Raw genomic sequence first — 22474 nt, 5'->3', positions numbered from 1 at the left:
ATTTTTGGAATGATTGAAGCAAGTCAAATAGATGAAACTTAGATGTATCAAGAGTTTCCAGACCATATTGCCGATTTTTACACGGATCTCGGCTCAATGCCCCTTTCATCCTCAAAGCCAACTCAACCCTCTCGTGACTTACGCTGGTTGCGCGTGGAAGAATTTTTCCATGCTAGAACGATCGCACCGAATACGAAAAAAGCCTACGAGCGCGAACTGAAGCGTTTCGTAGACTGGACTGATAAGGCATGGAACGACATCAACGGTCGCGATATTGCCAATTACAAACATGACTTAGAGACTCGTGCTACCGACAGTGGAAAGCAGCAGCGATCGCTTTCTACAATTGCAGTTGCGATGACTGCACTCAAAAGCTTCTTCAAGTGGATGGCTGCCAGCTACTACATTAATGAAAATCCGACAACTGCTGTTACAATCCCGCCGCAGAAAAAGCCACAACCACAGCATTTGTCAGATTCCGAAGTCGAAGCTCTGTATGAATCGCTTTTATATCGAGGCGAAATGCAATTGCGCGATCGGGCAATCCTCGCCGTGCTGGAACATGGGTTGAGAGCCGAAGAAGTTTCACATCTGAACGTAGCTGACTATGACGGCGAGCGGGTGTTTATCCGACAAGCCAAGCACGATAGCACTGGTTGGGTTCCCCTAGCTCCAGAATCATCTCTTGCTGTAGACAACTACTTGGAAGCAAGGCAGCAAGAAAACAAAACTATGGAACCAAACGAACCGCTATTCCTCTCCCATTCCCCAAAGCCAAAGCTGAAGGCACAACGCTTGGGATACGATGGCATTTATAAAATGGTACGAGACTTGGGACACATTGCTTGTGGAATGCTGATTCAAGATTGGTTTGGACGACACGAGTTGCCTAGTTGTCAAGATGAATCTCAATTTCTACAAATACAAGCATTTTTGGCTTGCAGCAATCCAGCTCATTTTCCCCAATTCGCCTTGGCGTATCTACCACCCCAGTTGAAAACAAAAGCCCAACGATTGCTGGTAGTTCATCCACATCAGTTACGTCATACTTTTGCCACTCGCTTGGTACTGATGGGCATAGACAGTTATCTAGCACGAAAGTTGACGCGGCACGAATCGGAAAGTGCTTTCCGACGTTACAGCGAATACGGTCGTGGGGTGGCGGCTGAGGCTGCTTACAGAAAAGCGATCGCTCAAAAGGATCGGAGTTAGACTTACACGCCGATCGGTCAGACCCAAGTGTATCAGGGTGTGAAATGGTTTGAGATCCTAAACCATTGCGATCTCATCCTTGAAAACTGAAGCAACACAAGGGTAAGAGCGAATTTACTGAAAAAATTGGTGAATTTGGTGTAGTTTGAAACTCTTACTATATGAGAATTCTAGAATTCTGAGATCGAAATGATTTGAGATCTCGATCCAAATCGATTTCGACAGCGGCAATCAGTCTTTCTGCCCCCAGGTCAACAAACATTTCTACCCCACCAACTCGTAGGGAGTAGGGATCGTGAGTGATGCTCCATCCCTGTCTCTCCAGGGCTACTCTGACAACAGCGTGAAAGGCATCTCTGGCCACTGCTCTCCAAAAGCGAAGGATTGCTTCATTTTATTATCTGCGAAAATAGCATTCTTGAGGACATTGATGCTAATATTCTGAGAATAATCAGAGAAAGATAAGTGAAGTTATCTTTACCTACTATGAGCGATCTGTCCTCTGACAACCCGATTCTACCCATCGTTATCGTTCCCCTTGACGGCGGGCGACAGCAGGAGCAACTGCGCCAAAAGCAGAAAGACACTCTTGCCGACTTACGCCATTGGCAAATTGAAGAGTTTTTGCGGCAGATGGGGAAGGCGGAGAATACGCAGCGCTCGTATCGGCAGCAACTGAAAAAATTTATCCGCTGGTGCAACAAGTCTTGGCTGGACGTAAGTGCTAGCGATCTTGGTAAGTATCGTGTCCAACTAAAGCAACAGGGGCTAAAGCCTACCTCGATTAACCACGCGCTCGACACTTTGCGCTCGTTTTACCAGTGGTTGCGGCGCAGCAACGGTTTTCCAGTCAACCAACCTCTCCCGACTGATGCGATTGGCAAAGAGCGCCTTGAAGAACCACAAGCCCTAGACATTGACAAGGAAGACATGGCTGAGATTTGGCACTTCCTCGATTGTCAGCGGCCGACCGGCATTCGCGATCGGGCGATCGTCGCTATTCTCTCTCACGGATTGAGGGCTTCTGAATTATCAGCCTTGGATGTCAAGCATTGGAATGGCAAGAGATTGCTCGTGCATCGTTCCAAGGGGCAAAACGTCAGCGAAGTCCCCTTGAGCCGAGAGGCAAGACAGCACTTAAAAGCTTATTTGGAGTGGCGGCGCTCTGTTGGAGGAATATTTACTCCCACGAGCGATCGCCCCATGTTTCTGTGCCAAGACCCCAAGCATAGTGGAGAGCGATTGGGATACAACGGACTCTATAAAATGGTGAAGAAAGTGGCGGCGAGCGCGACGATAGAGGAGTTAAAACCGCACCATTTTCGGCACTCTTTTGGTAATACCATCACGCGAGCGGGTGTCGATCCTTTATATGGAAAGGAGTTAATGGGGATTAAGACAGATAAGGTCTACAGGCGCTATACGCAGGGATCGCTAAAACTTGCTGCTGCCCAGGCTTACTTAAGGGCAATCGGTGAGGATGAAGGGAATAACGAACAGCCCGAAGAGAATTGACGCGCGATCGCCCTTTGGTTCTGTCCCATCAAGCTACTGCGCGTTACTGGCATTTTCAAAAACGAGCAAGTCTTTCTTCTGCCTAAATACAACTGTAATACGAAAAATCCTGTACAAATTGGACAACCCTCATAGGGATGTTAGTCCAAGGGTCAATGTGTGTCAAGTTTAATCAGGGTTGTCCAATTTGTACTATTTCAAGGCTAGGGGGATAGCGTTATACCGAGAATGGTTACTCTTTCATTACCTATTTTCTCAAGGAAGTTAATACGTTCTTTTTTTTTGAAGTCGAATCCTCCGTGGTTAGTGACAACAAAGCCAGCATTGTTTCCTGTGTAAATAAGCTCCACGTCAGCGATACGGAATTTATCGTAACTACCAGGACCAGAGAAGCACATTGTAGGCTCTATGTCGTCTATCCTTGCCCCTTCTGCTTGATAGATTTGAAAGAAATCTCCTCGCTCCGTGCATTCTTTCTCACGTTTTAGTGATCCTTCTGCCACTAAGTATCCAGATTGTGCCAGAGATGGCATAGCTAAACCAACAGAGATCCCTAGTACGGATGTAGCCACGACTGCCCACCTGACGACCTTACCTCGTAAGGGGGGGGTTTTTACTAGGTGGTCAAGTCCCCCCTTCGCGATCGCTTCTAACTCATTATCCTGTAGTTGTTCTAACTGTTCTTGACTTTTTGGCATATTGAAATTCATGATTTTACTCCTTGTTCTTTACTAGGGTCTGTTTTAAGACTATAGCCATAGAAGTATGGAGGCTAGAGTCAGCATTGCATGGTAGTTATCAGCTTTTTTCTCATAACGCGTAGCAATGCGGCGGAATTGCTTTAAGCGGTTGAAGCATCGCTCAACTTGGTTGCGCTGACGATAAATCGATTTGTCAAACTTTCCCCGTTTACGTTCATTTGACTTGCGTGGAATCGTGAAGCGAATACCGCGTCGTCGCAAATAGCGACGGATAGTACCACTACTGTAGCCTTTATCGCCGACCACTCGTCTTTTGGGAATGTTGACTGGTTTGGCGCGCAAGTAATTTAAGTTGCGACTTAATAGTTCAACTAAGCCCTGGTCATCGGTCACATTCGCACTCGTGCAGTGCGTAAAAAATGGTAATCCCAGCGTATCGACGGCTAAATGTCGTTTGATACCATTAGTACACTTGTAATAACAAAATCCTTTCGACTCAACACTGGCAGTATCAGTATTTTTCACCGCTTGTGAGTCGATGATTAGCAATTGTGTCCAGTTCGTTTTTTTTGGGTACGTTGTCGCACTTGAGCGTGGAGTGCAGTCATAATCTCATCTAACACTCCCTCACAGCGCCACTGCTTATAGTGTCAGAAGACAGTTGAATAAGGCGGTAAGTCTTTAGGTAAGTCGCCCCAATTACAGCCATTTTTCAGTTGATAGAACACCCCATCTAAGATTTGGCGTTTTGTCCACTTTGGCGGTCGCGTTTGCTTCTTTTTAGGCAAGTAGCAGTCCCACACTTGTATACTGCACGATCTCATTTTTTACATCAGTCTAGGGCTGGTAACCCTCTGTTCCGTCACCGTTAACATTTTGTTCTTTGCATTGCGATCCACTCCAACATCCTAAAACCTGATTACCGTCATACGTAATCATACCGCCGTTATAAGTTTCCAATGCTCCTATAAGGTTGTCTTTTGAAGGATATCCAAGTGCCTTTCCCAATACATTGATTTGTTCGAGCTTGTTAATAGCAGCAACAGCACCCTTAACAAGTTTACCCGATCTTTCAGGATCTATAGCATTAGCAACCTCCAAAGACAATTCTTTTACAAATTGTGCGACTGAGAGTGCATCAATGTTTGCTTCTCCTTTGTATACTAAAAAACTTGTTTGTCCATATCGCTCTTTTTCTTCGCCTGTACATTCCTTATTATCCCACGCACAACATTTGCTTTCTCCTGGCTTAATTACTGCCTTAAAAGATTCAGCGCTAATAGGTAATTGCAGTACCGTAATAGCTTCCTTTGAATTATTATTAGCACAATACGCCGATGCTGGTTCGGTTTTTAATATAATAGTGCCAGCAGCAATTCCTAAAGACAAAACAGTGAAAGTTGATTTTTTCAACAACTGTCTTATTGGATTAAATAGCTTGTTAATCAGCGGTAAGATATACATGATATTCTTCCTCATTACACTAGCTCTGTCGCAGAATTCCACATTGACTCCTTATTTAAATCTCTTTCCAGAAGTTAACCTTCTAGAAGTTAATCAACACGAATCAGGTATGTTTTAGTTAGTTTTTAGTAGGATAATATCTGAGATAAGCGTTAGGACTACCAGCACCTAGTAAATGGAGGTTGCCCTGGCACAAAATAACAAGAATCAACATTGTCGGCAGGATCTGGGTGGGTCTTCCTTTTCAACCACCCACCACTGTTAACAATTTCCTTACTTAGATCAAGTACCGCAGATACTCGATTACTGTTTTTATCTTTACAGGATGCTGTAAGGTATGCTTTATCCTCGTCAAGTTTTATCTCAGTACATTGCTCATTTTTATTAAAATCCCCCCTTTCACCCGATCTAGTCCAATCTAAAGTTCCGTCAACACTCTTAATATGTGCTGTGAGATTTACAGTTGTTTCCTTTTCGTATGTGCCATCAGCCTTTTTACACTCTCCCGCTAGCTCGTAACTGTCTCCCGGTTTGAGATTTAGGTTTTTACATTCACCTCCTGTAATACTATCGGCCATTGCTTTATTATCTACATCTACTAATAAGAAGTTAACTGAAAGTGCAATAGATAAAGCAAGAAAAACTTGAAAGGGGTTTTTGAAATTTTTAAAGATGTATTTATATTCTGAGACAGCGCGCTTCTGGTATCGATCAACTTTAAAGCTTTTATGACTTTCTTGATTTTGCATCCTAGGATTCATTTTGAATACTCCTTGTTACTTGGTAGGTTTTTGTAGGTTAACTTTGAGATAGTTTTAACGCCGTGAAGGTCTATTCGTCCGGCGACTCTGGTCGCTACGGTGCCCCACCATACGACGGCGACTCTGGGTCCGACGGTGCCGTATGATACGACGGCGACTCTGGGTCCGACGGTGCCGTATGATACGACGGCGACTCTGGGTCCGACGGTGCCGTATGATACGACGGTGATGGCTCTCGTTGAGGGCGTAGCTTGCGCTGCATATCTTCATAGTTTCGCACTATCTCATCTTGTTCGCTTTGAAGATCCCTTATCCTAGATTCAGGTTTTTCTTTATCAGACACAAGTTTTCTTATACGAGCCTCAAGAATTTTTATTTGAGCCTCAAGAGCTATTTTTCTAGGGTAATCACGCTTTCTCTCCAATTCTGTTATCTGATCTTTCTTTTTTTCTATCTCATCTTTCTTTTCTTCTATCTCATCTTTCTTTTGTGCTATTTCATTGAACAGTTTTTTCATTTCCTTTAACCTGCGTTGATAACCAGGACTTAGCATTGCATCTTGTCTAGCCTCTCTCTTTTCAGCATCAGTTAAGTTTGCTAACAGTAGTACTGATTGTTGTCCACTTGTCAAATCTTGCTCATTTGTGTTTGATACAGTAGCTGATGCTGGCAAACTTGCGCCAGTGATAGCAATGCTTGCTATCACTGGCGCAAGTAGAGTTATTTTGCGTTTCATGCTGACTCTGTGATTGCTATTAGACATTGTTGTTCTCCTTAATTTACGACTCAAAAGATTTTGCTTTTGCTACTCTGCCAGTGAAGAGTTAGCTTTCGCTTTTGATTGGTCTTTTCTCTGTGTTCTACTTTAAAAAATTTCAGACCAAAATGATAGAAACAGAAAACAGATTTTTTACAAAAACAAACAGAAAAAATGCTAAAACCAGGGTATATTTAATAAAAACTAATAACAATTGTTCTTGCAAACGCTTTTCAGCACTGAACTACAACAAAATCTGTTTAAACAAACTTATTTGCTGTACAGTGCTATCATTAGTGAATTACTAGGTAGTAATTGGAGAAGTTTTTTATTTTTCTATTGCTTCAATTGAAGCAATAGCCAACTATAATTAGCTGTAGATAGTTAACCCAATGTTTTTATGGATTTGTCAGATAAATCGGAGTCTGAGTTTTTAACAGACATAGCCAACAGATGCGGATTCGAGGGTGACGAACGAGAGGTATTCCTGCAAAGGTTTGTTAAGGATTCGACGCTGCAACACAAGCAAGTTATGGGAGCGCTATGGAAATATAAAGAGTATTCTGAAAAATATGGAAATGACAAAGCAAGAGCTACTAAAAACAGGAGGGAGAAATTCAGAAACACGTTGGACACAAAAGTGTTGAATAAGCTATACAAGGTGTTCAAGGATGAAGGTTGTCCTCCTATTAAGAAGAAGGATCCTCCTATTAAGAAGAACGAGAAACTTGGAAGATATCCAAAGGGTAAAAGCCCTTGGGAACAGATGCACAAGTGGTTGTGGAATATAAAATTTCATAAGTGGCAAGTTGAGCAAAAGAGGATGGGTGAGGATGCTGCACTAGATGTCTGGCACGATAGGTGCAGAAAGCTGTTTAATAACCACCAACAGCTGACCAGCAACAGGCTAAATAATGGATATGAAGATGCTATACTCCAGCGCCAGCAGATTTACGTCCATCTGGCACTGGCGCGGCGAACAAAACGGGATAAACACAGTAGTGAATCTTCCTCAGCAGCCAAATTAAGTCTGTATAAGGGGCAGCATGAAGAGAAGAACCACTTTGAGCATAAGCGGCAGCATGAAGAGAAGAACTACTTTGAGCATGATGCTTTTTTGACTCAAATTCTAGAGCGAGGGGAAGGCAAGACTAAGGGTCAACGCATTGCCTTGATTGGGAAACCTGGTGCTGGGAAAACAACACTACTGCAACACATTTACTCCTGGAAGTTGGGAGAGATTGAGCTGCCAAGACAGCAAGAGACTAAAAATGTAGTGATTTGGATATCTCTAGCCGATCTAAGAGGGCAATCAATAGGAGACCATTTGCTAAAAACAGTGCTCCCGCAGGCTTTGGAGGAGCCACACACTACTCCAGAAGACGAGTCGGAACTGGTAGATTTGTTCAAGAGTCGGCGAGTGTGGCTACTGTTGGATGGTTTGGATGAAATGGCATCAGGCAATCCCCGAAAAGAGCTTAAATCCCAGCTGACAAGTTGGGTGGCATCAGCGCATGTGGTACTAACTTGTCGGCAGAATATTTGGCATGAAGATGGCAATCTTTTAACAGAAGAGTTTGAAGCCTATGATCTACTAGACTTTGACTATCCCCTACAAGTAAATAAGTTTATCGACAAATGGTTTTGCGATAGTGACCCTAAAGTAGGGAAACAGTTAAAGGCAGAATTGGGCACAGCAGAACAATGGTTGCGGAACTTTGTGCAAAATCCTCTCATGCTGTGGCTGTTGTGTTTCATTTGGCTGAGTCGGGAGGGGAAATTACCGCAGACCAGATTTGAATTCTACCACCAGATTGTGAAGAAGGTCTACAACTGGGACATAAGCCGTTTTGAGAGCAGCAAACAAGAAGAGTTAGACAAGGCTTTAAAACGCTTGGCAAAATGGGATATTGGCGAGGGTGATTCCCGATTCTGGTTGCGGGAAAGTAAAATTACTGACCACTTAGGCTTGCCGAATGATAAAGGTTCCCTGTTTCACCTCGCACTCAATCTCGGCTTGCTGAATAATGTGGCGCAAAAGTACAATACGGGTGAAAACGTTTATACGTTTTTTCATCCGACGTTTGAGGAATATTTTGCGGCGTGGGAAATTGACGATTGGCACTTTTTCCTGAAACACATTCCCAACAACCGCAATCACCCTGATGCCAGTTACCGCATATTTGAGCCGAAGTGGGAAGAGGTGATTTTGCTGTGGCTGGGGCGAGAGGATGTGGAAAAAGAGCACAAAGAGGAGTTTATCCAGGCGTTGGTAGAGTTTGACGACGGCTGCGGGGATTTTTATCATTATAGAGCCTATTTTCTAGCTGCAAAGGGAATTGCTGAGTTTAACTTTTCCAGGGCGGATGAAATTATAGAGCGGATGGTTCGGTTGATTCTCAGTCGTCGTTTTGTTATACAAGAAGAGTTATGGGAAGCATTTGCAGTATTTCCAAAGACGGAGCGCACAAGAGCCATCAATGGTCTAACTAGGATAATCGATCAGTCTCAGTTTGAGTATATCCAATTGCATGCGGCAGGTAATTTAGGGAGAATTGACAAAGGCAACTCCACAGCCATCTATACTCTAGTTGCGCTAATTCAAAACTCTCAGGATAAATTTAACCCTGGGCAAGCGGCACGTATTTTAGGGGAAATTGTCAAAGGCAACTCCACAGCTATCGATACAGCCATTGATGCTCTACTTGAGGCTCTAGTTGATTTAATCCAAAACTCTCCTCAGTCTTCAAATATCTGGGGGATAGCAGGTGCTTTGGAGGAAATTGCTGAAGGCAACCTCAAAGCCATCAAGGAACTAAAATTGTTAATCGATCGGTTTGAGTCTGATGATATCAATTTTCATGTGGCATCAATTTTAGGGAGAATTGATGAAGGCAACTCCAAAGCTATCCATACTCTAGTTAGGTTAATCCGAGAGTATCCGAATGGATATACTCCTCAGAATGCGGCAAATACTTTATATAAAATTGCCAAAGGTAACTCGATAGCTATCTCTGCTCTAGTTGAGTTAGTTATGTTAATCGAGGAGTTTCGGAATGAATATACTTCTTGGAATATAGTAAAGATTTTATGTGAAATTCCCAACGATGACTCGATAGCCATCTCTGCTCTAGTTATATTAATCCAATGGTTTCTGTCTGAAGAAATCCTTAGGCTAGTGATGATGATTTTAGGGGAAATTGCCACCAAAGATAACTCCGAAGTTATTAATGCTCTAGTTCAATTCCTCCATGACTCTCAGCCTGAAAAGACCCGTTGGCAAGCGGTATCAGCTTTAGGGAAAATTAACCCAGACAACCCTAAAGTCAGCGATGCTTCAGTTGAATTAATCCAGAACTTGCAGTCCAAAGATACCCGTGAGCAAGTGGAATGTAATTTATGGTTAATTGACTTAAACCACCCTAAAATCATCGAGGCTCTAATTAATTTAGTCCAACTTCCTCAGAGTAAATCTATTCATGGGCAAGTGGCATTGGGTTTAACAAAAATTGACTCAGGCAACCCGAAAGTCATCGAAATTCTAGAATGCTTAATCCAGAATTCTCAGCAAACACATGTCATTGCGGTGGCAGGAAGGGTTATAAAGAGAATCAATCCAATCAACCCGAAAGTCATCGAAATTCTAGAATCGTTAACCCAAAACTCTCATCAGCCTGAAGATGTCCGTTTGCAAGCAGCAGAGACATTACAGGAAATTAATCCAGGCAACCCGAGAGTCATCGAAACTTCAAGTTCGTTAGCCCAGAACTCTCAGGATGAAGAAATCCTTTTGTCTACGGCAAAGTGCTTAGTGGAAACTGGCGCAGAAGACTCCACAACCATCGCCACTCTAAAATCGCTAGTCCTGAACTCTCAAGATATAGCAACCTATCAGCAAGCAGCAGGGACGTTGAAATTTTTGAGAAAGGATTTGATAGAGGAAGTTATTCCTGATTTCAAGGATTACTTATCAGTTGAAGCTAACGAAAATGACTATCAGCGATACGGTAGTGATATGGAAGTAGTGGTGAGGCAGAACCCTTGTCCCATCAGCATCCTGTATAATATTAGCTAATACAAATAATTCTCGTATAATTCCCTGTGATTTGGATTTTTGATGACAACAATTTTAGCGTTCTTATTTTACTCATTTGGATTACTACTACCTAAATTAACACCAGAGGTTGTAGAACCATCTCAAAAAATATGTGAAAAACCTTCAGAACAAGTCTGTCCTACCTGTAGCTCTAAGCAGGTGATTAGAAATGGTTCAATTCATAATGGCAAGCCAAAATATCAGTGTAAAAGCTGTGGTCGCCAATTTGTTATCAATCCTACTAACTCACCTGTTTCAGAGAAAACCAAGCAGTTGATCGATCGGCTCTTGCTTGAGAGAATATCGTTGCGAGGAATTGCCAGGGTGACTCAAGTGAGTTGGTCTTGGTTACAAGATTATGTTAATCAAAAGCTAGCTCAAACTCCGCGCCAGATCAAGCTTTCAGGAAAAATACTAGGTAAATTGGTGGTTGAATGCGATGAGATGTGGTCATTTGTTGACTGTAAGAAAAATGAGGTTTATATTTGGCTAGCAATTGACCGCAATTCTCGAAAAATTGTTGGTTGCTTTGTAGGAGATAGAACGAGAAAATCAGCCCGTAAATTATGGACTTCTTTACCCGAAATCTATCAACAATCTGCCCTTGTCTATACAGACTTTTGGCAGGCTTATAAAACAGTTATTCCCTCTAAAAGTCATCGAGCAGTCGATAAACAAACAGGTCTAACTAATCATATCGAAAGGTTGAATAATACCTTGAGACAGCGAGTTTCTCGACTGGTGAGAGAAAGCCTATCATTCTCCAAAAAGCTGAACAATCATATTGGAGCGATTTGGTACTTCATTCATGGCTACAATAGACCTCTTGCAAAAGGGTAAGGAAGGTGAGACAAGTAGATCAAAAACCATGACCTACGATGCAGTAAAACATCTGAAACCATCAGAGTTCAAACGCTTATGTGGCGTGCGACCTGAAACTTTCGAGGCAATGATATCAGTTTTAAGACAAGCGGAGTCACACAAACCACCAGGAAGACCAAGCAAGTTGAGCCTAGAAAACCAATTATTAATGACATTGGAATACTGGAGGGAGTATCGGACTTATTTTCATATTGGGCAATCTTGGGGAGTGAATGAATCAACAGCATACCGAATTATTAAGAGAACTGAAGATCGTCTGATTACCTCAAGAGCCTTTACACTACCTGGAAAGAAAAAGCTAGTTGCTGCTGATAGTCAAATAAAAGTCGTGGTAGTTGACGTGACAGAAACGCCGATAGAACGTCCGAAAAAAAACAAAAAAGATTTTATAGTGGCAAAAAGAGAAAACACACATTTAAAGCTCAAGTCGTAGCAGAAGTCAGTACTAGAGAAATCCTGTGTACAGCACATGGCAAGGGAAAACAGCATGATTTCAAATTATATAAAACCAGTAAGATTCAATTGAAAGCAAAGACAAAACTACTGGGAGATAAAGGGTATCAAGGAATTCAAAATCTTCACAGTTTCAGTCAAACTCCTAAAAAGAAACCAAGAGGAGGTAAGTTAAGTGCAGACGAGAAGAAGAAGAACCGTGAGTTGGCAAGAATTCGCGTAGTAAGTGAGCATATACATCGTAAACTTAAGGTATTTAAAATTTTGTCTCTCACTTATAGAAACCGACGAAAAAGATTTAGTTTGAGGTTTAATCTCATTGCTGCTTTGTACAATTATGAACTACGGCTTCCCAAGCTTGGCGCAGCTTAAACCCCTTTTGCAAGAGGTATAATGTAGAAGTGACAAGGACTTAAGCCTCACCACTACTTCCATATCACTACCCAACTTCAGACGTTCACTCTATAGAACACTTGTACTATTCCGAATTTAGTCGTAGTTTAGTCGGATAAAAGATAATTGTATTTTATTTTATATATAGGGGGTGATATACTGGTGAAACTGAAACCATAAGTTGACCAATTCATAAGTCGATCGACTCGGTTTTCGTCGCTCACCTCGATGAGGCAGATTGCCTCCAGCCGCCATGTCCCACGAAACCGCAATTGGGCAGGAAAAGTATGTAGTAGACTGGCTAGCACCAGAACCACCCAGCGATCTCGTTTTTGATGATGGAGAACCTTTGGAGACTAACCGCCACCGGATTGCGATGAACGTGTTGATCGATTCGGCACTCTCGGCACTATCTGGGCGATCGGACTTTTTTGCTGGCGGCAATATGTTTGTCTACTACAGCCGCAATCAAGCAATGAATCGCGATTTTCGCGATCCAGATTTTTTTGTCGCTTTGGGTGTAGATGGCAATCGCGAGCGCCAGGGCTGGGTTGTCTGGGAAGAAGACGGGCGCTATCCCGATGTGATTGTCGAATTACTGTCACCCAGTACGGCAAATGTGGATCGCGGAGTGAAAAAAGATTTATACGAACGGGTGTTCCGCACTCCAGATTACTTTATATACGATCCTTTTGCTACCGACTCGCTGACGGGATGGCACTTGGAATTAGGGCGCGGCTACCAGCCCCTGATCCCGAACGAGCGCGGTTGGTTGTGGTGCGAAACTTTAGAATTGTGGCTGGGGGCTTGGCAAGGTAGTATCTGCCGAGAGCCACCCACAGGAACTTGTGATTGGCTGCGCTTCTACGATCGCGCCTTCAATTTAGTCCTGCTGCCAGAGGAAATAGCCGCGCAGGAACAACAACAAGCCGCGTCAGAGCGTCAACGAGCAGAAACAGAGCGCCAACGGGCGGAGCGACTGGCACAAAAGCTGCGGGAATTAGGTGAAGATCCCGATCTCGTTTAGGTATGACTATAATGGACAATAGCGATCGCCTACCACCCATCAAAGTAATTTCGCTTAATTCTGGTAGCTTGGATGCTGCGCCCCCATCTCAACCCAGACGGGGTAGACCTGCCAAAATTGGGACGGCACTAACTGATATCCGCGTGACTAAAGTTAGAGAGTTTATCAACAGTAACAACTTAGCACCTAACTCGCGCAAGGTTTACGAACGAGAATTGAGGCGCTTTATTGCCTGGACCGATCTGCTGTGGGGTGAGATCAAACCGCGCCATATCGCCCAGTACAAAGCTTATTTAGTGGAGGAAGTGCAATCTCAATCGGGTAAGTCGCTATCTAAAAGCAGTATCAATAGCGCGATCGCCACGCTCAAAAGTTTCTTTGGTTGGATGGTGCAGGCTTACCCTGACATCCTCGCCGTCAACCCAGCCGCTAGTGTGAAGCTAGAAAAAATTCCTTTACCCCCTGCCCAAAGCTTAACAGCAGAACAAGTAGGGCGAATCTGGGCGGCAACCGAGTATCTGGGCGAAACGCAACAAAGGGACTTAGCTTTGCTCCACATTTTGAGTCACGGCTTGCGGGCGGGAGAAATTGTCAGCCTCAATGTGGGTGCGTTCGATGGCAAACTGATTTTTGTAGCCGATACGAAGACAAACGAACCGCGATTAGTGCCGTTGCGAAAAGGGAGCCGCGATGCACTCAATGAATATTTATCCTGGCGTGAAGAACAAGGAGAGGAGAGCGCAAGCGATCGCCCCCTAATTCTCTCCCATCACACCACTCGTAAAGGAGAACGATTGAGCTACCACGGTATCTACTTTGCCATCGAAAAGATCGGTGAATTGGCAGAAATTCCCCAGTTGCATCCACACTCCTTTCGCCACACCTACAGCACCGAGTTATTGCTAATGGGTGTCGATCCCACCCATGCCAGAAAATTGACCGGACATCAGAGCGAGAAAGCTTTTCGACGCTATACTCTGCGTGGCGAACAAGAGGCAGCGATCGCTGCCTACTACCGTGCAGTTGGAGAAGAAATGGAGCAGCAAGATTTAGAATGAGAATGCTCTCATTTTACTAAAGGTTCTACCTCACCACTACTTCTATATCACCATCCGCCTGCTGTTACTTGCTCCTTAAATCCCTTGACAGCACCCGTACATCAGCAAATTTCGTAGCTCTAATTTCTAGCTTTTTGCCTGTCCGAGGTTTTTGATTTCAAGAAGTTGCACAAGCTCAGCTTTACGGAGTTTTGTAGCAGCTTTAATCCCCTTTGACAAGGCTTTTTGCCGCAGTTGAGCAAAAGACAAATTAGTCATTATAAATCTTTTAATGTATAAGTTATTGGTTCTTTAATTAACAACACTAGTGGCACTGTGTTGCTTAAATATAATACTTTAGACAGAGTTAGGTGAGATCGATAACTAATGAATTATATAAACAAACTTTATCAATAAAAATTGCGCTGTTCGTAAATCCAATAGCGAACAGAGAAATTATTGATTGAAAGAGCTAATAAATTCTGGAAGCGTAACAAAATAGTATGCTTTTGTAATATGAGTTTAACAATAGATAGCTTAATGAGAATTAGCAACAAGAGAGTAAGTTTATAAGCGGTTTAAATCTCAATAAACGAGTCATTCAGAAAAAATGGATTTTAATGTAGTATGAGTCATGCTGATTTGTTACGCTTCCGTGGCACATTGTTGATAAACATCTGGTAAAGAATCCCCAAGCTGACGGGCTGATTTTCGAGTTCTATCTCCCACAAAACAACCGACAATTTTTCGAGAATCGCGGTCAATCGCTAGCCAGATATAAACCTCGTTTTTCTTGCTATCAACAAATGACCACCAGAGCGTCACATTCAATAATCAATTTACTTGACGGTTTTCCTGAAACTTCTACCTAGCGAGGGGTATGAGCTAGTCTTTGATTGACATAATCTTGTAACCACGGCCAGCTATCTATCGTAACTCTAGCAATTCCTCGCAACGATATTCTCTCCAGTAAGAATTTATCAATTAACTGTTTTACTTCTGACGAAATGGTAGTTTTAGTAGGATTATCAACGAATTGGTAACCACAATCTTTATATTGACGTTTGGGCTTACCATTATGAACTGAACCGTTTCTAATCAGACGTTCAGAACCACAGGTAGGACAGGCTCGTTCTGGAAGTTCTTCACAGTTTTCCGGGGGAAATTCTCCTAGCTGTCGTACTACATTAGACAATAGAGTCATGAATGAATCAAGTAAGAACGCCAAAATAGTTGCTATTAAAACGTTAATTTATAAGTGATTGTTTGGGAGTTAATTACATCAGCTAATATTTTACACGCTTCCGACAGCACAAAGCTTATAGCTCACCACTACTTTCATATCACCACCTTACTTTGAAAGAATATTTCTTATTTTTGTTTTAAAATTAGCAATTAAATTACTTTTGAATAAAGTTTTTTGTACGAATGTATCTGCTTCCATATTTTGAATTATAAAAGGTGGATGATTTAAGGGGAAAGCTAGTAACTCAGATGGAATATTAGCGTATGGGCTGTTTCTTTCTCTTGTGTTAGTAGCATTTAATTCATATCCAATATTAGAAACTAAATTAACTTGAGGAGTAATACTCAAACCACTTTGAGTCCAGCAACTAAAAGTCCATTGATAATCCCAAACGTGAGGTTTGCTTAAATTATAAACACTCAATAATAACTGTTTCCAATAATCAACATGTTTCTTATCCTTCAATATGTCAGTCAACCAATGATCTGTAATTATTTCTGGTAGTTGCTTCATCTCAAAGTCAAAATTTTTCCATGCTCTACGCCAAGTTGCCCATCCCCAAATAACCGGATAACGTGAGAAATAGTAACTGTAATCTGTACGACTCCGACCAAACTGAAAATTGGTGCCAGAAATATGCATTATTCTTGTGTCCTCTTTGTATTTCTCTAGCATTTCCTCACAAAAACGAAAGAATAAAGGATGTGGTAAACAATCATCTTCAAGTATGATTGCTTCTTCTACTTGATTGAATGCCCAAGTGATGCCTGTAGCAGGACGGCAACCACAGCCTAAATTGATGTCCGAATAATTTTTCAGTACCTCGCAGTTCCAATCTACTTGTTCGATAATATTGCGAGTAGCAGTACATTTTTCTACTTCATCAAGTCTTTCAGTGCGAGGACCGTCAGCCACTACTAATAGCTTAAGTGGTTTTGCTTGACGAATGGACTCAAATACCTTTTTAGTAGTATCTGGACGCTTAAAAATTATCAGAACAACGGGAGTTTTTAACATAAATTTTTATTCAACAAATAATAACTTTATTGCTAAACTACTCTAAATCAATAGTAAGCAGAAGTTGAAGAAGGTTCTGGGCTGAGAAAATACAAGCTGACAAGAATAAGAGGCGATTTATAAAGTAAATATTTAAGCGGTTAATCGGCGCAACATAAGTCGAGCCATCACCGTAATACCCAACAGGCACCAATAGCTATATGTTTCATCCCTGATTCGTAACTAAGTTGTCAACCTCTAAACTCTTGCTGGTGATTCCTGGAGATACGCTAAGGATGGCTTTTATGTGGTCAGCGAGCCTAATTGCTAGGGCAATGATAGTTAAGGTAGGATTTGCATATCCTGAAGTAGGAAAGACCGAACTGCCAGCTATATATAGGTTATCGATCCCATGAACCCGACAATCAGCATTAACAACACCTTGTCTGGGATTGTCGTGCATCCGGGTTGTCCCCATGTGATGGCATGAAGGACGGTACAGAGCCAATTCTTTAGCTTTCAGTACCTCTGTAGGCTGAAATTTACCAATTCCAGCTTGAGCAACTTCTTCTGCCCAAATTTTCTTGACTCTTTCAATTGTGTAAAAATCTATTTCGTTTAACCGCCAGTGAAGCTCTGCTTTATTTTGATTCAACCGATCGCGCTCGTGACTCAGTACAACTCGGTTATTTGGATCGGGTGCTTGCTCAAATTGAGAGACAACTTCAAGCATAGAAAATCTTCGCTTCTCATAGTTGAGATAAGACAAGTAGCCCCTCTGCAAACCAGGTAATTGCCTAATGACTGCCCAAAAAGTAGCAGCAGCAATGTAATCGCTACCAGTAATAACACTACTAAGTTGCTTCAGCATATTTTTAGGTAACTTTGCATGAGAAATAGACATTAATAACGTTCTGAGAGAACGGATAGCTTCTCTTTGATAGTGTTGAGGCGTAAGAAGTAACTGTGCTCCAAAGTTCAATAGTTGTTCGCAGTGCATTAAATCTTCAGATGGCGTAACTAATGCCATCACCGGCACTCCTTTAACATTGCAAATATCGTATAAGTTCATCCGATTAAAGAAGCGGCGACTATAGGGAAGTAACATACCGCAACTAATCTGACGACGCTCCATAAAGAATCTACCGACGAGGTCGTTTTGATTTCCCAGTCCCGTTTTCTGTACTCGATTTGAGAGGAGCAATAATCGTGCATTCTCAATTCCACCTGTAGCTAAAACGAACACTTTTGCTGAAATCCAAAACTGCTTATCCTGAGAACAGGTAACTCGTAAACGAGTCACACTTTTGGCTACTTCATCAGTTTCAATTTCGACAACAGTGGCATGGAGAAGAGTAGTGATATTACTCGCTTGTCCGATCTGTTCTTGATAGTCATGTGTAAAAATAGAACGAGAAGCGTACTGACTTATTGTAGTCATGAAGCGATCGCTTTTCAGGGGTAATCGACGCGCTGAAGTCTTTTCCCAATCCTCAACGTTATAAGTGAAAGCTCCTAACTGGCAAACTTGATGTGCTCGTTGATAGAACGGGTCGAGGTCGTCTCTTGTAAAAGGCCAACCACTGTAAGGTAACCACTCGCGCTGTTCAAAATCAATTTTGTCTAAAGGTAAACACCGAAAGCCAGATTGTTTATAACCGATTGGCGATCCCCAAGTATGAGCGGTACCGCCAAATTGACGACAGCGTGATTCACTTAGATTTGGGTAGGGATCTCCAATTACCTTTCCATCAGCTAGAGATTGTATGTCCTGCTCTAGTTTACATCCACCACTTTCTAATAAACAAACCTGAAATTTTTGGTTGGCAAACTCACGAGCTAAAGCAATTCCAGCCGGACCGCCGCCAACAATACAAACTTCAACTTCAAGGCTTATATTTGGTGGTAAAGAGTGAGCGTCAATAATCATTATTAGCTTCTATATTATTTCTCTTTTTATTTAATTATTTACTCTGCCCCAGAGAATCCTGAACAACTACTAGAAATGAATTGCAGCGATCGTCTAAAGGATGTAGGAACAATTTGCATGTTTTATACCTGATTGATACTACTCCATCAACAACTATCAGGAATTGTTCATCGTGCTTGTTCTTTAGAAAATTGACTCAAAGAAAGAAAATAGCAACTCTTAAAGAGATAAACCCAAAATAGCTTGGGTTTAGTAAGATCGCAAATATACATGACAAATACTATATACGTGAATTTTGCAATTGTCGTGAGTCATTTTTAGCAATGCTGGCTGAATTATCTCGTGCTACGTTCTTAATGTTCTCATGTAACTCAAAACTCGTCGATAAAGTAAAGTTCAGCTATTTTAATCAGTAGAGTGTTTGAGTCGAAAAAAAAAATAGTAGATTAAGTTATTTTTACGGTAGTGTTTTAGATTTGTTATTTGCTACTAAATTGATAACCCAAACTCGTAGCGATTGATAAACAATCCAATTACCAAATCATGCATCTTCTCAGTTTTGGAAAAGCAAATTGTCTTGCGCATTAATCGCTTAATGCGTGTTCTTAGCCTCAGATGCTTGCGCTCGATTCTCTGGGTTTTTTGCTTCCCTACTTCATGCAGCTCGGCTAGTAAATGCCGTTGGTATTGTCAACTTAACGGAATAAATCAAAAATCGGCACGATGATTCTGAGTCGCCAGCTTGGCTAATTTTAAGCAGCAGGTTTCAGACAAGCGGCTTCTCGCCAATCCTCAAATCGTTGGCGCAGTTATTCTCGGTATCGTGGTGCAGTGAGCTGATGTTGTTGGGGGTGAAAGTGGTCTCGAATTAGCCCAAAGGCGGAGAGAAAGCGTTGAGCTTGCCCTGGGGATTTGAATTTCCGCATCCGTCGCTCTCGCACTCGTGTCGGTTGGTGGGAGTTCTCGCAAAGGTTGTTTAATCCTTTATGCTGGCGGTGCTCTACACTTTTGAGCATCTGGTTTCTAGCAGCTTTGTAGCTTTTGAGTTTGTCCGTCACGATCGTTCGTGGAACAAAGCCTTGCTGCTTGAGGAGCTTACGGAAGAATCGCTTGGCTGCCTTTGTATCTCGCTGGCGTTGCATCAAGATGTCGAGCACCTTACCTTCACAATCCACTACTCGCCACAGGTAATATTGCTTTCCTTTGATTGTGACAACAACCTCATCGAGATGCCATTTATCGGTTAGATATCGGCGTTTGCGGCGCACCTAATTAGCGTATTGCTGCCCAAATTTCTCACACCATTCCCGAATCGACTCGTATGTTACCTCAATCCCACGGTACAGCATCATTTTCTCTATGTCCCGGTAGCTTAATGGGAAGGTGTAGTACAGCCAGACACAGTAACTGATGATTTCACGGGGGAATCGGTAACGGGAGTACATGAGCCAGGAGTCGCGAACCGAGTGGAAGCATTACAAGTATCCTGCTTCCGGCTCAAGTTGACAATACCAATCGGTTGCATCTGTCTGGAAATGCTGCCTCGTTCTTCTTGCCTGCCACTGCCCAGTTGAGGAAAAGCAAGCTAGATGAATGCGCAAGCGCAGAATGAAAGTTAGAGATTTGTGGAGAGCGCATGGCTTAATGCATTTTCTGCTCGATGGGGTAGAGAATCGCTCAAGCAATAGGTGGGCAACCCAGCACCACCCATTCGGAAGCGTATGAGTGTTAGCATTTGAACTGCGCTCCCGCCGCAATCACTCCTGGGCTTCAAAGCAGGTAAACAAAGCTTACGATTGATGCGCTTCCATATAAGCTCGCAGCAATTGATTGATCTGCGTTTGATAGCCTCGCCCTTGAGACTTAAACCAATCTAGGACATCGCTATCAAGGCGCAGTGTCACCTGAGTTTTGGTTTTGACAGTAGGTAAACCCCGTCGCACTACTGCCTTAGCAAACATTTCTGGCGTAATTTCTGGACAATCTGATAGATCGATCTCTTCATCGCTCATCGCATCCAGTCGCTGCCAATCAGTTTGAGAGTTGCTCGAAGTAGATTCGTCGTTCATATTTCGTCGCTTTTCTAGCAGAAATAATTCGGATACAATCCTGGCGCTCGGTATGAACAACAGCAATGACTCGCCCTTGCAACAAACCGAGTGTGATAAAACGCTGTTCCCCATAACTGTAACGGTCATCCTCAACTGTTAAAATATCTCCATCGAATACATCTGGGATGTCAAGAAAATCAATGCCGTGCTTGCCAATCTTGGCAAGACGTTTTGCTTCATCCCATTCGTATTTCATGAGCGAACGACAGTTACAATTTCCTATTGTAGCTACAAATTGTCGTTACAGCTACCCATGTTTAGCAACTTCGTTCCTCAACGAGCCGGCAGCAACTTCAAACCACTGCCTCACCCGATAATTCGCAATCTAACAATCGCATACCTGAAGGTCTCAGTTCATCACAGCATCAATGGGAGAACTAGATGTGACGCTGTAGCTACCAGAAAGAGTGCTTGCTGTATACTTGTCGCTGTCTTTCTTGACTACTAGTTGGAAGAGGATTTCGGAGTTATCATTCATGCGGATTTATTTAATAACTCTTTCTCTGCTGCCTCCGAAATTACTCTGCGTAACCAAGCACTACGCTCTGCTACTGGCAGCGCCCTAATAACAGCATCAATTTCCTTGGGAAGTTTTACGCCAGTAGCTTGCTTAGCTAAGTCGGAAGCATTGTCAGTGCTTCTAAACCTCGTCTGATAGTCAGCCCGCATATCTTTAAACATAACCTCTACGAGCTAATTGTAACATTAGCCCAGTTAACTGGCTAAAACGCTTTACAAGCCCAGTTAACTGGGCTAAAATAAGATTGTTAGACAGTCAGTTGCAGATTGAGACCCTGATCTGACTGCCAGGTATTGTCAACTTAATTTAGCTCAAAAGTTAAAAGGTAGTATTTTTGGCTTCATACTGAGCTATTTCCTTATTTAGTGATGCTAACTCCAGTAATCCTCTTCCATTCATCTATTTTTAACTTCATAATCTCCCTAGTCACACAACTAGGGAGATTATGTCTTTTGGGCTGAGAATGTTGATAGATCAACTCCGCCGCTGCTAAAAATTTCTGAGCTTGCCCGACTGATTTAAACGGTTCCGGCGCTTTTACCAATGGACGCTGCTCCTCTTGCCCCTAAAGAACAAGATTCGGGAGAATGGACTCAGCCATTGAACTTGTGTATACTTTACGGTATATACAAATTTATGGAATTTGAATGGGACGACCAGAAAAATCAAGCGAATGTTGCAAAGCACAGCATTAGTTTTGAAGAAGCCACCGAAATCTTTGACTACCCAACGTACGAGACAGTTGATAGTCGTGCCGACTACGGAGAAACAAGGTACATCGGGATTGGAAGAAACCAGTATTTTGTGGTTTTTACAGTTGTTTATACCGAGCGAGAGGCAGCTATCAGAATTATTTCAGCACGACGAGCAACCAAACAAGAAAAGAAGCTTTACTATGACTACTGTACGCAAACATAGAGACGAAATTCCTCGTATGAGCGAGCAACGAGCAAAAGAGATTGAAGCAATGTCTGATGACGACATTGATTTCTCTGATATTTCAGAGCTGGATGAGGACTTCTTCAAGAATGCAAAACTGGTAGAGAGAAAACCAAGAACCGAAGCAATTAGTATTAGGATTGATACAAATGTGCTTCAGTGGTTCAAGCAACACGCCAAGGATAAAGGCTATCAAACGCTTATTAATGATGTGTTACGCACATACGTCCACCACAACAAAGAACTGTAGTGTATGTCCGCTCAGCAAATATCACCAAAAAAAATGTAATAAAAAGCACATATACTTTTCCACTACTAATCAGCTAGAAATTCGGTCGTGCAGTGAGGAAGTGTGGGGTTGCTAGACTAAACAAGGTGTAGTCGATTTTGAGTAGTCTGATGAAGTGTCCTTTGTGTGGTCATGACAAACCCCA

24 protein-coding genes and 2 pseudogenes are annotated in these 22474 nt (G+C 42.5%); 9 read left to right on the top strand and 17 right to left on the bottom strand.

All coding sequences use genetic code 11. From position 1 onward, the window contains the following. Positions 1-42 precede the first annotated feature (42 nt). Entirely contained in the window at positions 43-1212 is a 1170-nt protein-coding gene (locus tag H6G17_RS29320) for a tyrosine-type recombinase/integrase (protein ID WP_192162058.1), read from the top strand. Positions 1213-1369: 157 nt separating this feature from the next. Here H6G17_RS29320 and H6G17_RS34945 read toward each other — a convergent pair whose 3' ends face one another. Then, on the bottom strand, positions 1370-1576 hold the full coding sequence (locus tag H6G17_RS34945; RefSeq protein WP_192162057.1) for an element excision factor XisH family protein: 207 nt from the start codon (positions 1574-1576) through the stop codon (positions 1370-1372). A 101-nt stretch (positions 1577-1677) separates the two neighbouring features. Between H6G17_RS34945 and H6G17_RS29310 the strand changes: the two genes are divergently transcribed. Beyond that, complete coding sequence (locus H6G17_RS29310; protein ID WP_199317093.1) at positions 1678-2727, top strand: tyrosine-type recombinase/integrase; 1050 nt, start codon at positions 1678-1680, stop codon at positions 2725-2727. Between the two features lie 203 nt (positions 2728-2930). Here the strand turns inward: H6G17_RS29310 and H6G17_RS29305 are convergent, their stop codons facing one another. The 6 genes from H6G17_RS29305 to H6G17_RS29280 all read right to left on the bottom strand — a co-directional run bounded on the left by H6G17_RS29305 (position 2931) and on the right by H6G17_RS29280 (position 6416). Next, a complete protein-coding gene (locus H6G17_RS29305; RefSeq protein ID WP_192162056.1) occupies positions 2931-3437 on the bottom strand; it encodes a hypothetical protein in 507 nt (168 codons plus the stop codon). A 39-nt stretch (positions 3438-3476) separates the two neighbouring features. After that, positions 3477-3977 carry an IS5 family transposase gene (locus H6G17_RS29300; RefSeq protein ID WP_192162055.1) on the bottom strand — a complete coding sequence of 167 codons (501 nt, stop codon included), beginning with the start codon at positions 3975-3977 and terminating at the stop codon, positions 3477-3479. Between the two features lie 101 nt (positions 3978-4078). Beyond that, the gene (locus tag H6G17_RS34940) at positions 4079-4252 is read right to left on the bottom strand and encodes a transposase (RefSeq protein WP_347276482.1); all 174 of its coding nucleotides are present in this window, start codon (positions 4250-4252) and stop codon (positions 4079-4081) included. A 13-nt stretch (positions 4253-4265) separates the two neighbouring features. Beyond that, positions 4266-4892, bottom strand: a complete 627-nt coding sequence (locus tag H6G17_RS29290; RefSeq protein ID WP_192162054.1) for a hypothetical protein — start codon at positions 4890-4892, stop codon at positions 4266-4268. 158 nt (positions 4893-5050) lie between these two features. After that, entirely contained in the window at positions 5051-5653 is a 603-nt protein-coding gene (locus H6G17_RS29285) for a CVNH domain-containing protein (protein ID WP_192162053.1), read from the bottom strand. Between the two features lie 94 nt (positions 5654-5747). Next, a complete protein-coding gene (locus tag H6G17_RS29280; RefSeq protein WP_192162052.1) occupies positions 5748-6416 on the bottom strand; it encodes a hypothetical protein in 669 nt (222 codons plus the stop codon). Positions 6417-6810: 394 nt separating this feature from the next. Between H6G17_RS29280 and H6G17_RS29275 the strand changes: the two genes are divergently transcribed. The 5 genes from H6G17_RS29275 to H6G17_RS29255 all read left to right on the top strand — a co-directional run bounded on the left by H6G17_RS29275 (position 6811) and on the right by H6G17_RS29255 (position 14319). Next, positions 6811-10485, top strand: a complete 3675-nt coding sequence (locus H6G17_RS29275) for an NACHT domain-containing protein (protein WP_192162051.1) — start codon at positions 6811-6813, stop codon at positions 10483-10485. A 42-nt stretch (positions 10486-10527) separates the two neighbouring features. After that, a complete protein-coding gene (locus H6G17_RS29270) occupies positions 10528-11346 on the top strand; it encodes an IS1 family transposase (RefSeq protein WP_242038668.1) in 819 nt (272 codons plus the stop codon). A 28-nt stretch (positions 11347-11374) separates the two neighbouring features. Next, positions 11375-12213, top strand: a protein-coding gene (locus H6G17_RS29265; protein WP_242038669.1) for an IS5 family transposase whose coding sequence is annotated in 2 segments (ribosomal slippage) — positions 11375-11756 and positions 11756-12213 — 840 coding nt in all. Because the reading frame shifts where the segments join, the coding sequence is not laid out codon by codon here. Between the two features lie 274 nt (positions 12214-12487). Continuing rightward, positions 12488-13261 carry a Uma2 family endonuclease gene (locus H6G17_RS29260; protein WP_192162050.1) on the top strand — a complete coding sequence of 258 codons (774 nt, stop codon included), beginning with the start codon at positions 12488-12490 and terminating at the stop codon, positions 13259-13261. Positions 13262-13269: 8 nt separating this feature from the next. After that, a complete protein-coding gene (locus H6G17_RS29255) occupies positions 13270-14319 on the top strand; it encodes a tyrosine-type recombinase/integrase (protein ID WP_192162061.1) in 1050 nt (349 codons plus the stop codon). Between the two features lie 624 nt (positions 14320-14943). Here the strand turns inward: H6G17_RS29255 and H6G17_RS29250 are convergent. The 10 genes and pseudogenes from H6G17_RS29250 to H6G17_RS29210 all read right to left on the bottom strand — a co-directional run bounded on the left by H6G17_RS29250 (position 14944) and on the right by H6G17_RS29210 (position 21262). Further along, positions 14944-15123, bottom strand: coding sequence for an IS1 family transposase (locus tag H6G17_RS29250; RefSeq protein ID WP_192162049.1), 180 nt, complete (start codon positions 15121-15123; stop codon positions 14944-14946). 43 nt (positions 15124-15166) lie between these two features. Then, positions 15167-15502 (bottom strand): hypothetical protein, encoded by a 336-nt coding sequence (locus tag H6G17_RS29245; protein WP_192162048.1) that lies wholly within the window; start codon positions 15500-15502, stop codon positions 15167-15169. 147 nt (positions 15503-15649) lie between these two features. Next, positions 15650-16561 (bottom strand): glycosyltransferase family 2 protein, encoded by a 912-nt coding sequence (locus H6G17_RS29240; protein ID WP_192162047.1) that lies wholly within the window; start codon positions 16559-16561, stop codon positions 15650-15652. A gap of 205 nt (positions 16562-16766) precedes the next feature. Next, entirely contained in the window at positions 16767-18470 is a 1704-nt protein-coding gene (locus H6G17_RS29235) for a GMC family oxidoreductase (protein WP_192162046.1), read from the bottom strand. Positions 18471-18959: 489 nt separating this feature from the next. Further along, a pseudogene (locus tag H6G17_RS29230) lies at positions 18960-19148 on the bottom strand (IS1 family transposase); the annotation flags it as partial. Positions 19149-19279: 131 nt separating this feature from the next. After that, positions 19280-19915, bottom strand: a pseudogene (locus tag H6G17_RS29225) (IS6 family transposase). Positions 19916-20260: 345 nt separating this feature from the next. Then, positions 20261-20539 carry a BrnA antitoxin family protein gene (locus H6G17_RS29220; RefSeq protein ID WP_192162045.1) on the bottom strand — a complete coding sequence of 93 codons (279 nt, stop codon included), beginning with the start codon at positions 20537-20539 and terminating at the stop codon, positions 20261-20263. After that, positions 20502-20777 carry a BrnT family toxin gene (locus tag H6G17_RS29215; RefSeq protein ID WP_192162044.1) on the bottom strand — a complete coding sequence of 92 codons (276 nt, stop codon included), beginning with the start codon at positions 20775-20777 and terminating at the stop codon, positions 20502-20504. Before H6G17_RS29215 ends, H6G17_RS29220 begins: the two co-directional genes overlap by 38 nt. Before the next feature lie 153 nt (positions 20778-20930). After that, the gene (locus tag H6G17_RS34345; RefSeq protein ID WP_277876113.1) at positions 20931-21059 is read right to left on the bottom strand and encodes a hypothetical protein; all 129 of its coding nucleotides are present in this window, start codon (positions 21057-21059) and stop codon (positions 20931-20933) included. Continuing rightward, positions 21056-21262: a hypothetical protein gene (locus tag H6G17_RS29210; protein ID WP_199317089.1), complete on the bottom strand. Its 207-nt coding sequence runs from the start codon at positions 21260-21262 to the stop codon at positions 21056-21058. Before H6G17_RS29210 ends, H6G17_RS34345 begins: the two co-directional genes overlap by 4 nt. Positions 21263-21644: 382 nt before the next feature. Here H6G17_RS29210 and H6G17_RS29205 point away from each other — a divergent pair, with 382 nt between their 5' ends. Continuing rightward, positions 21645-22019, top strand: coding sequence for a BrnT family toxin (locus H6G17_RS29205; RefSeq protein WP_199317088.1), 375 nt, complete (start codon positions 21645-21647; stop codon positions 22017-22019). 16 nt (positions 22020-22035) lie between these two features. Next, a complete protein-coding gene (locus H6G17_RS29200; protein WP_199317087.1) occupies positions 22036-22290 on the top strand; it encodes a BrnA antitoxin family protein in 255 nt (84 codons plus the stop codon). The last annotated feature ends 184 nt before the right edge of the window (positions 22291-22474 follow it).

It is taken from the genome of Chroococcidiopsis sp. [FACHB-1243], from assembly GCF_014696895.1.
Classification (GTDB): domain Bacteria; phylum Cyanobacteriota; class Cyanobacteriia; order Cyanobacteriales; family Chroococcidiopsidaceae; genus Chroococcidiopsis.
Note: the sequence above shows the minus strand (reverse complement) of the source record. Positions and strands in the feature narration are given on the sequence as shown.

What these genes read in the sequence shown, in the direction of transcription:
- H6G17_RS34940 (WP_347276482.1), bottom strand. Translation starts at nt 4,252, where the DNA reads ATGAGATCGTGCAGTATACAAGTGTGGGACTGCTACTTGCCTAAAAAG.
- H6G17_RS29220 (WP_192162045.1), bottom strand. Translation starts at nt 20,539, where the DNA reads ATGAACGACGAATCTACTTCGAGCAACTCTCAAACTGATTGGCAGCGA.
- H6G17_RS29200 (WP_199317087.1), top strand. Translation starts at nt 22,036, where the DNA reads ATGAGCGAGCAACGAGCAAAAGAGATTGAAGCAATGTCTGATGACGAC.
- H6G17_RS29205 (WP_199317088.1), top strand. Translation starts at nt 21,645, where the DNA reads ATGGACGCTGCTCCTCTTGCCCCTAAAGAACAAGATTCGGGAGAATGG.
- H6G17_RS29245 (WP_192162048.1), bottom strand. Translation starts at nt 15,502, where the DNA reads ATGACTCTATTGTCTAATGTAGTACGACAGCTAGGAGAATTTCCCCCG.
- H6G17_RS29305 (WP_192162056.1), bottom strand. Translation starts at nt 3,437, where the DNA reads ATGAATTTCAATATGCCAAAAAGTCAAGAACAGTTAGAACAACTACAG.
- H6G17_RS29215 (WP_192162044.1), bottom strand. Translation starts at nt 20,777, where the DNA reads ATGAAATACGAATGGGATGAAGCAAAACGTCTTGCCAAGATTGGCAAG.
- H6G17_RS29260 (WP_192162050.1), top strand. Translation starts at nt 12,488, where the DNA reads ATGTCCCACGAAACCGCAATTGGGCAGGAAAAGTATGTAGTAGACTGG.
- H6G17_RS29320 (WP_192162058.1), top strand. Translation starts at nt 43, where the DNA reads ATGTATCAAGAGTTTCCAGACCATATTGCCGATTTTTACACGGATCTC.
- H6G17_RS29240 (WP_192162047.1), bottom strand. Translation starts at nt 16,561, where the DNA reads ATGTTAAAAACTCCCGTTGTTCTGATAATTTTTAAGCGTCCAGATACT.
- H6G17_RS34345 (WP_277876113.1), bottom strand. Translation starts at nt 21,059, where the DNA reads ATGAATGATAACTCCGAAATCCTCTTCCAACTAGTAGTCAAGAAAGAC.
- H6G17_RS29285 (WP_192162053.1), bottom strand. Translation starts at nt 5,653, where the DNA reads ATGAATCCTAGGATGCAAAATCAAGAAAGTCATAAAAGCTTTAAAGTT.
- H6G17_RS29270 (WP_242038668.1), top strand. Translation starts at nt 10,528, where the DNA reads ATGACAACAATTTTAGCGTTCTTATTTTACTCATTTGGATTACTACTA.
- H6G17_RS29235 (WP_192162046.1), bottom strand. Translation starts at nt 18,470, where the DNA reads ATGATTATTGACGCTCACTCTTTACCACCAAATATAAGCCTTGAAGTT.
- H6G17_RS29275 (WP_192162051.1), top strand. Translation starts at nt 6,811, where the DNA reads ATGGATTTGTCAGATAAATCGGAGTCTGAGTTTTTAACAGACATAGCC.
- H6G17_RS29290 (WP_192162054.1), bottom strand. Translation starts at nt 4,892, where the DNA reads ATGTATATCTTACCGCTGATTAACAAGCTATTTAATCCAATAAGACAG.
- H6G17_RS29280 (WP_192162052.1), bottom strand. Translation starts at nt 6,416, where the DNA reads ATGTCTAATAGCAATCACAGAGTCAGCATGAAACGCAAAATAACTCTA.
- H6G17_RS29210 (WP_199317089.1), bottom strand. Translation starts at nt 21,262, where the DNA reads ATGTTTAAAGATATGCGGGCTGACTATCAGACGAGGTTTAGAAGCACT.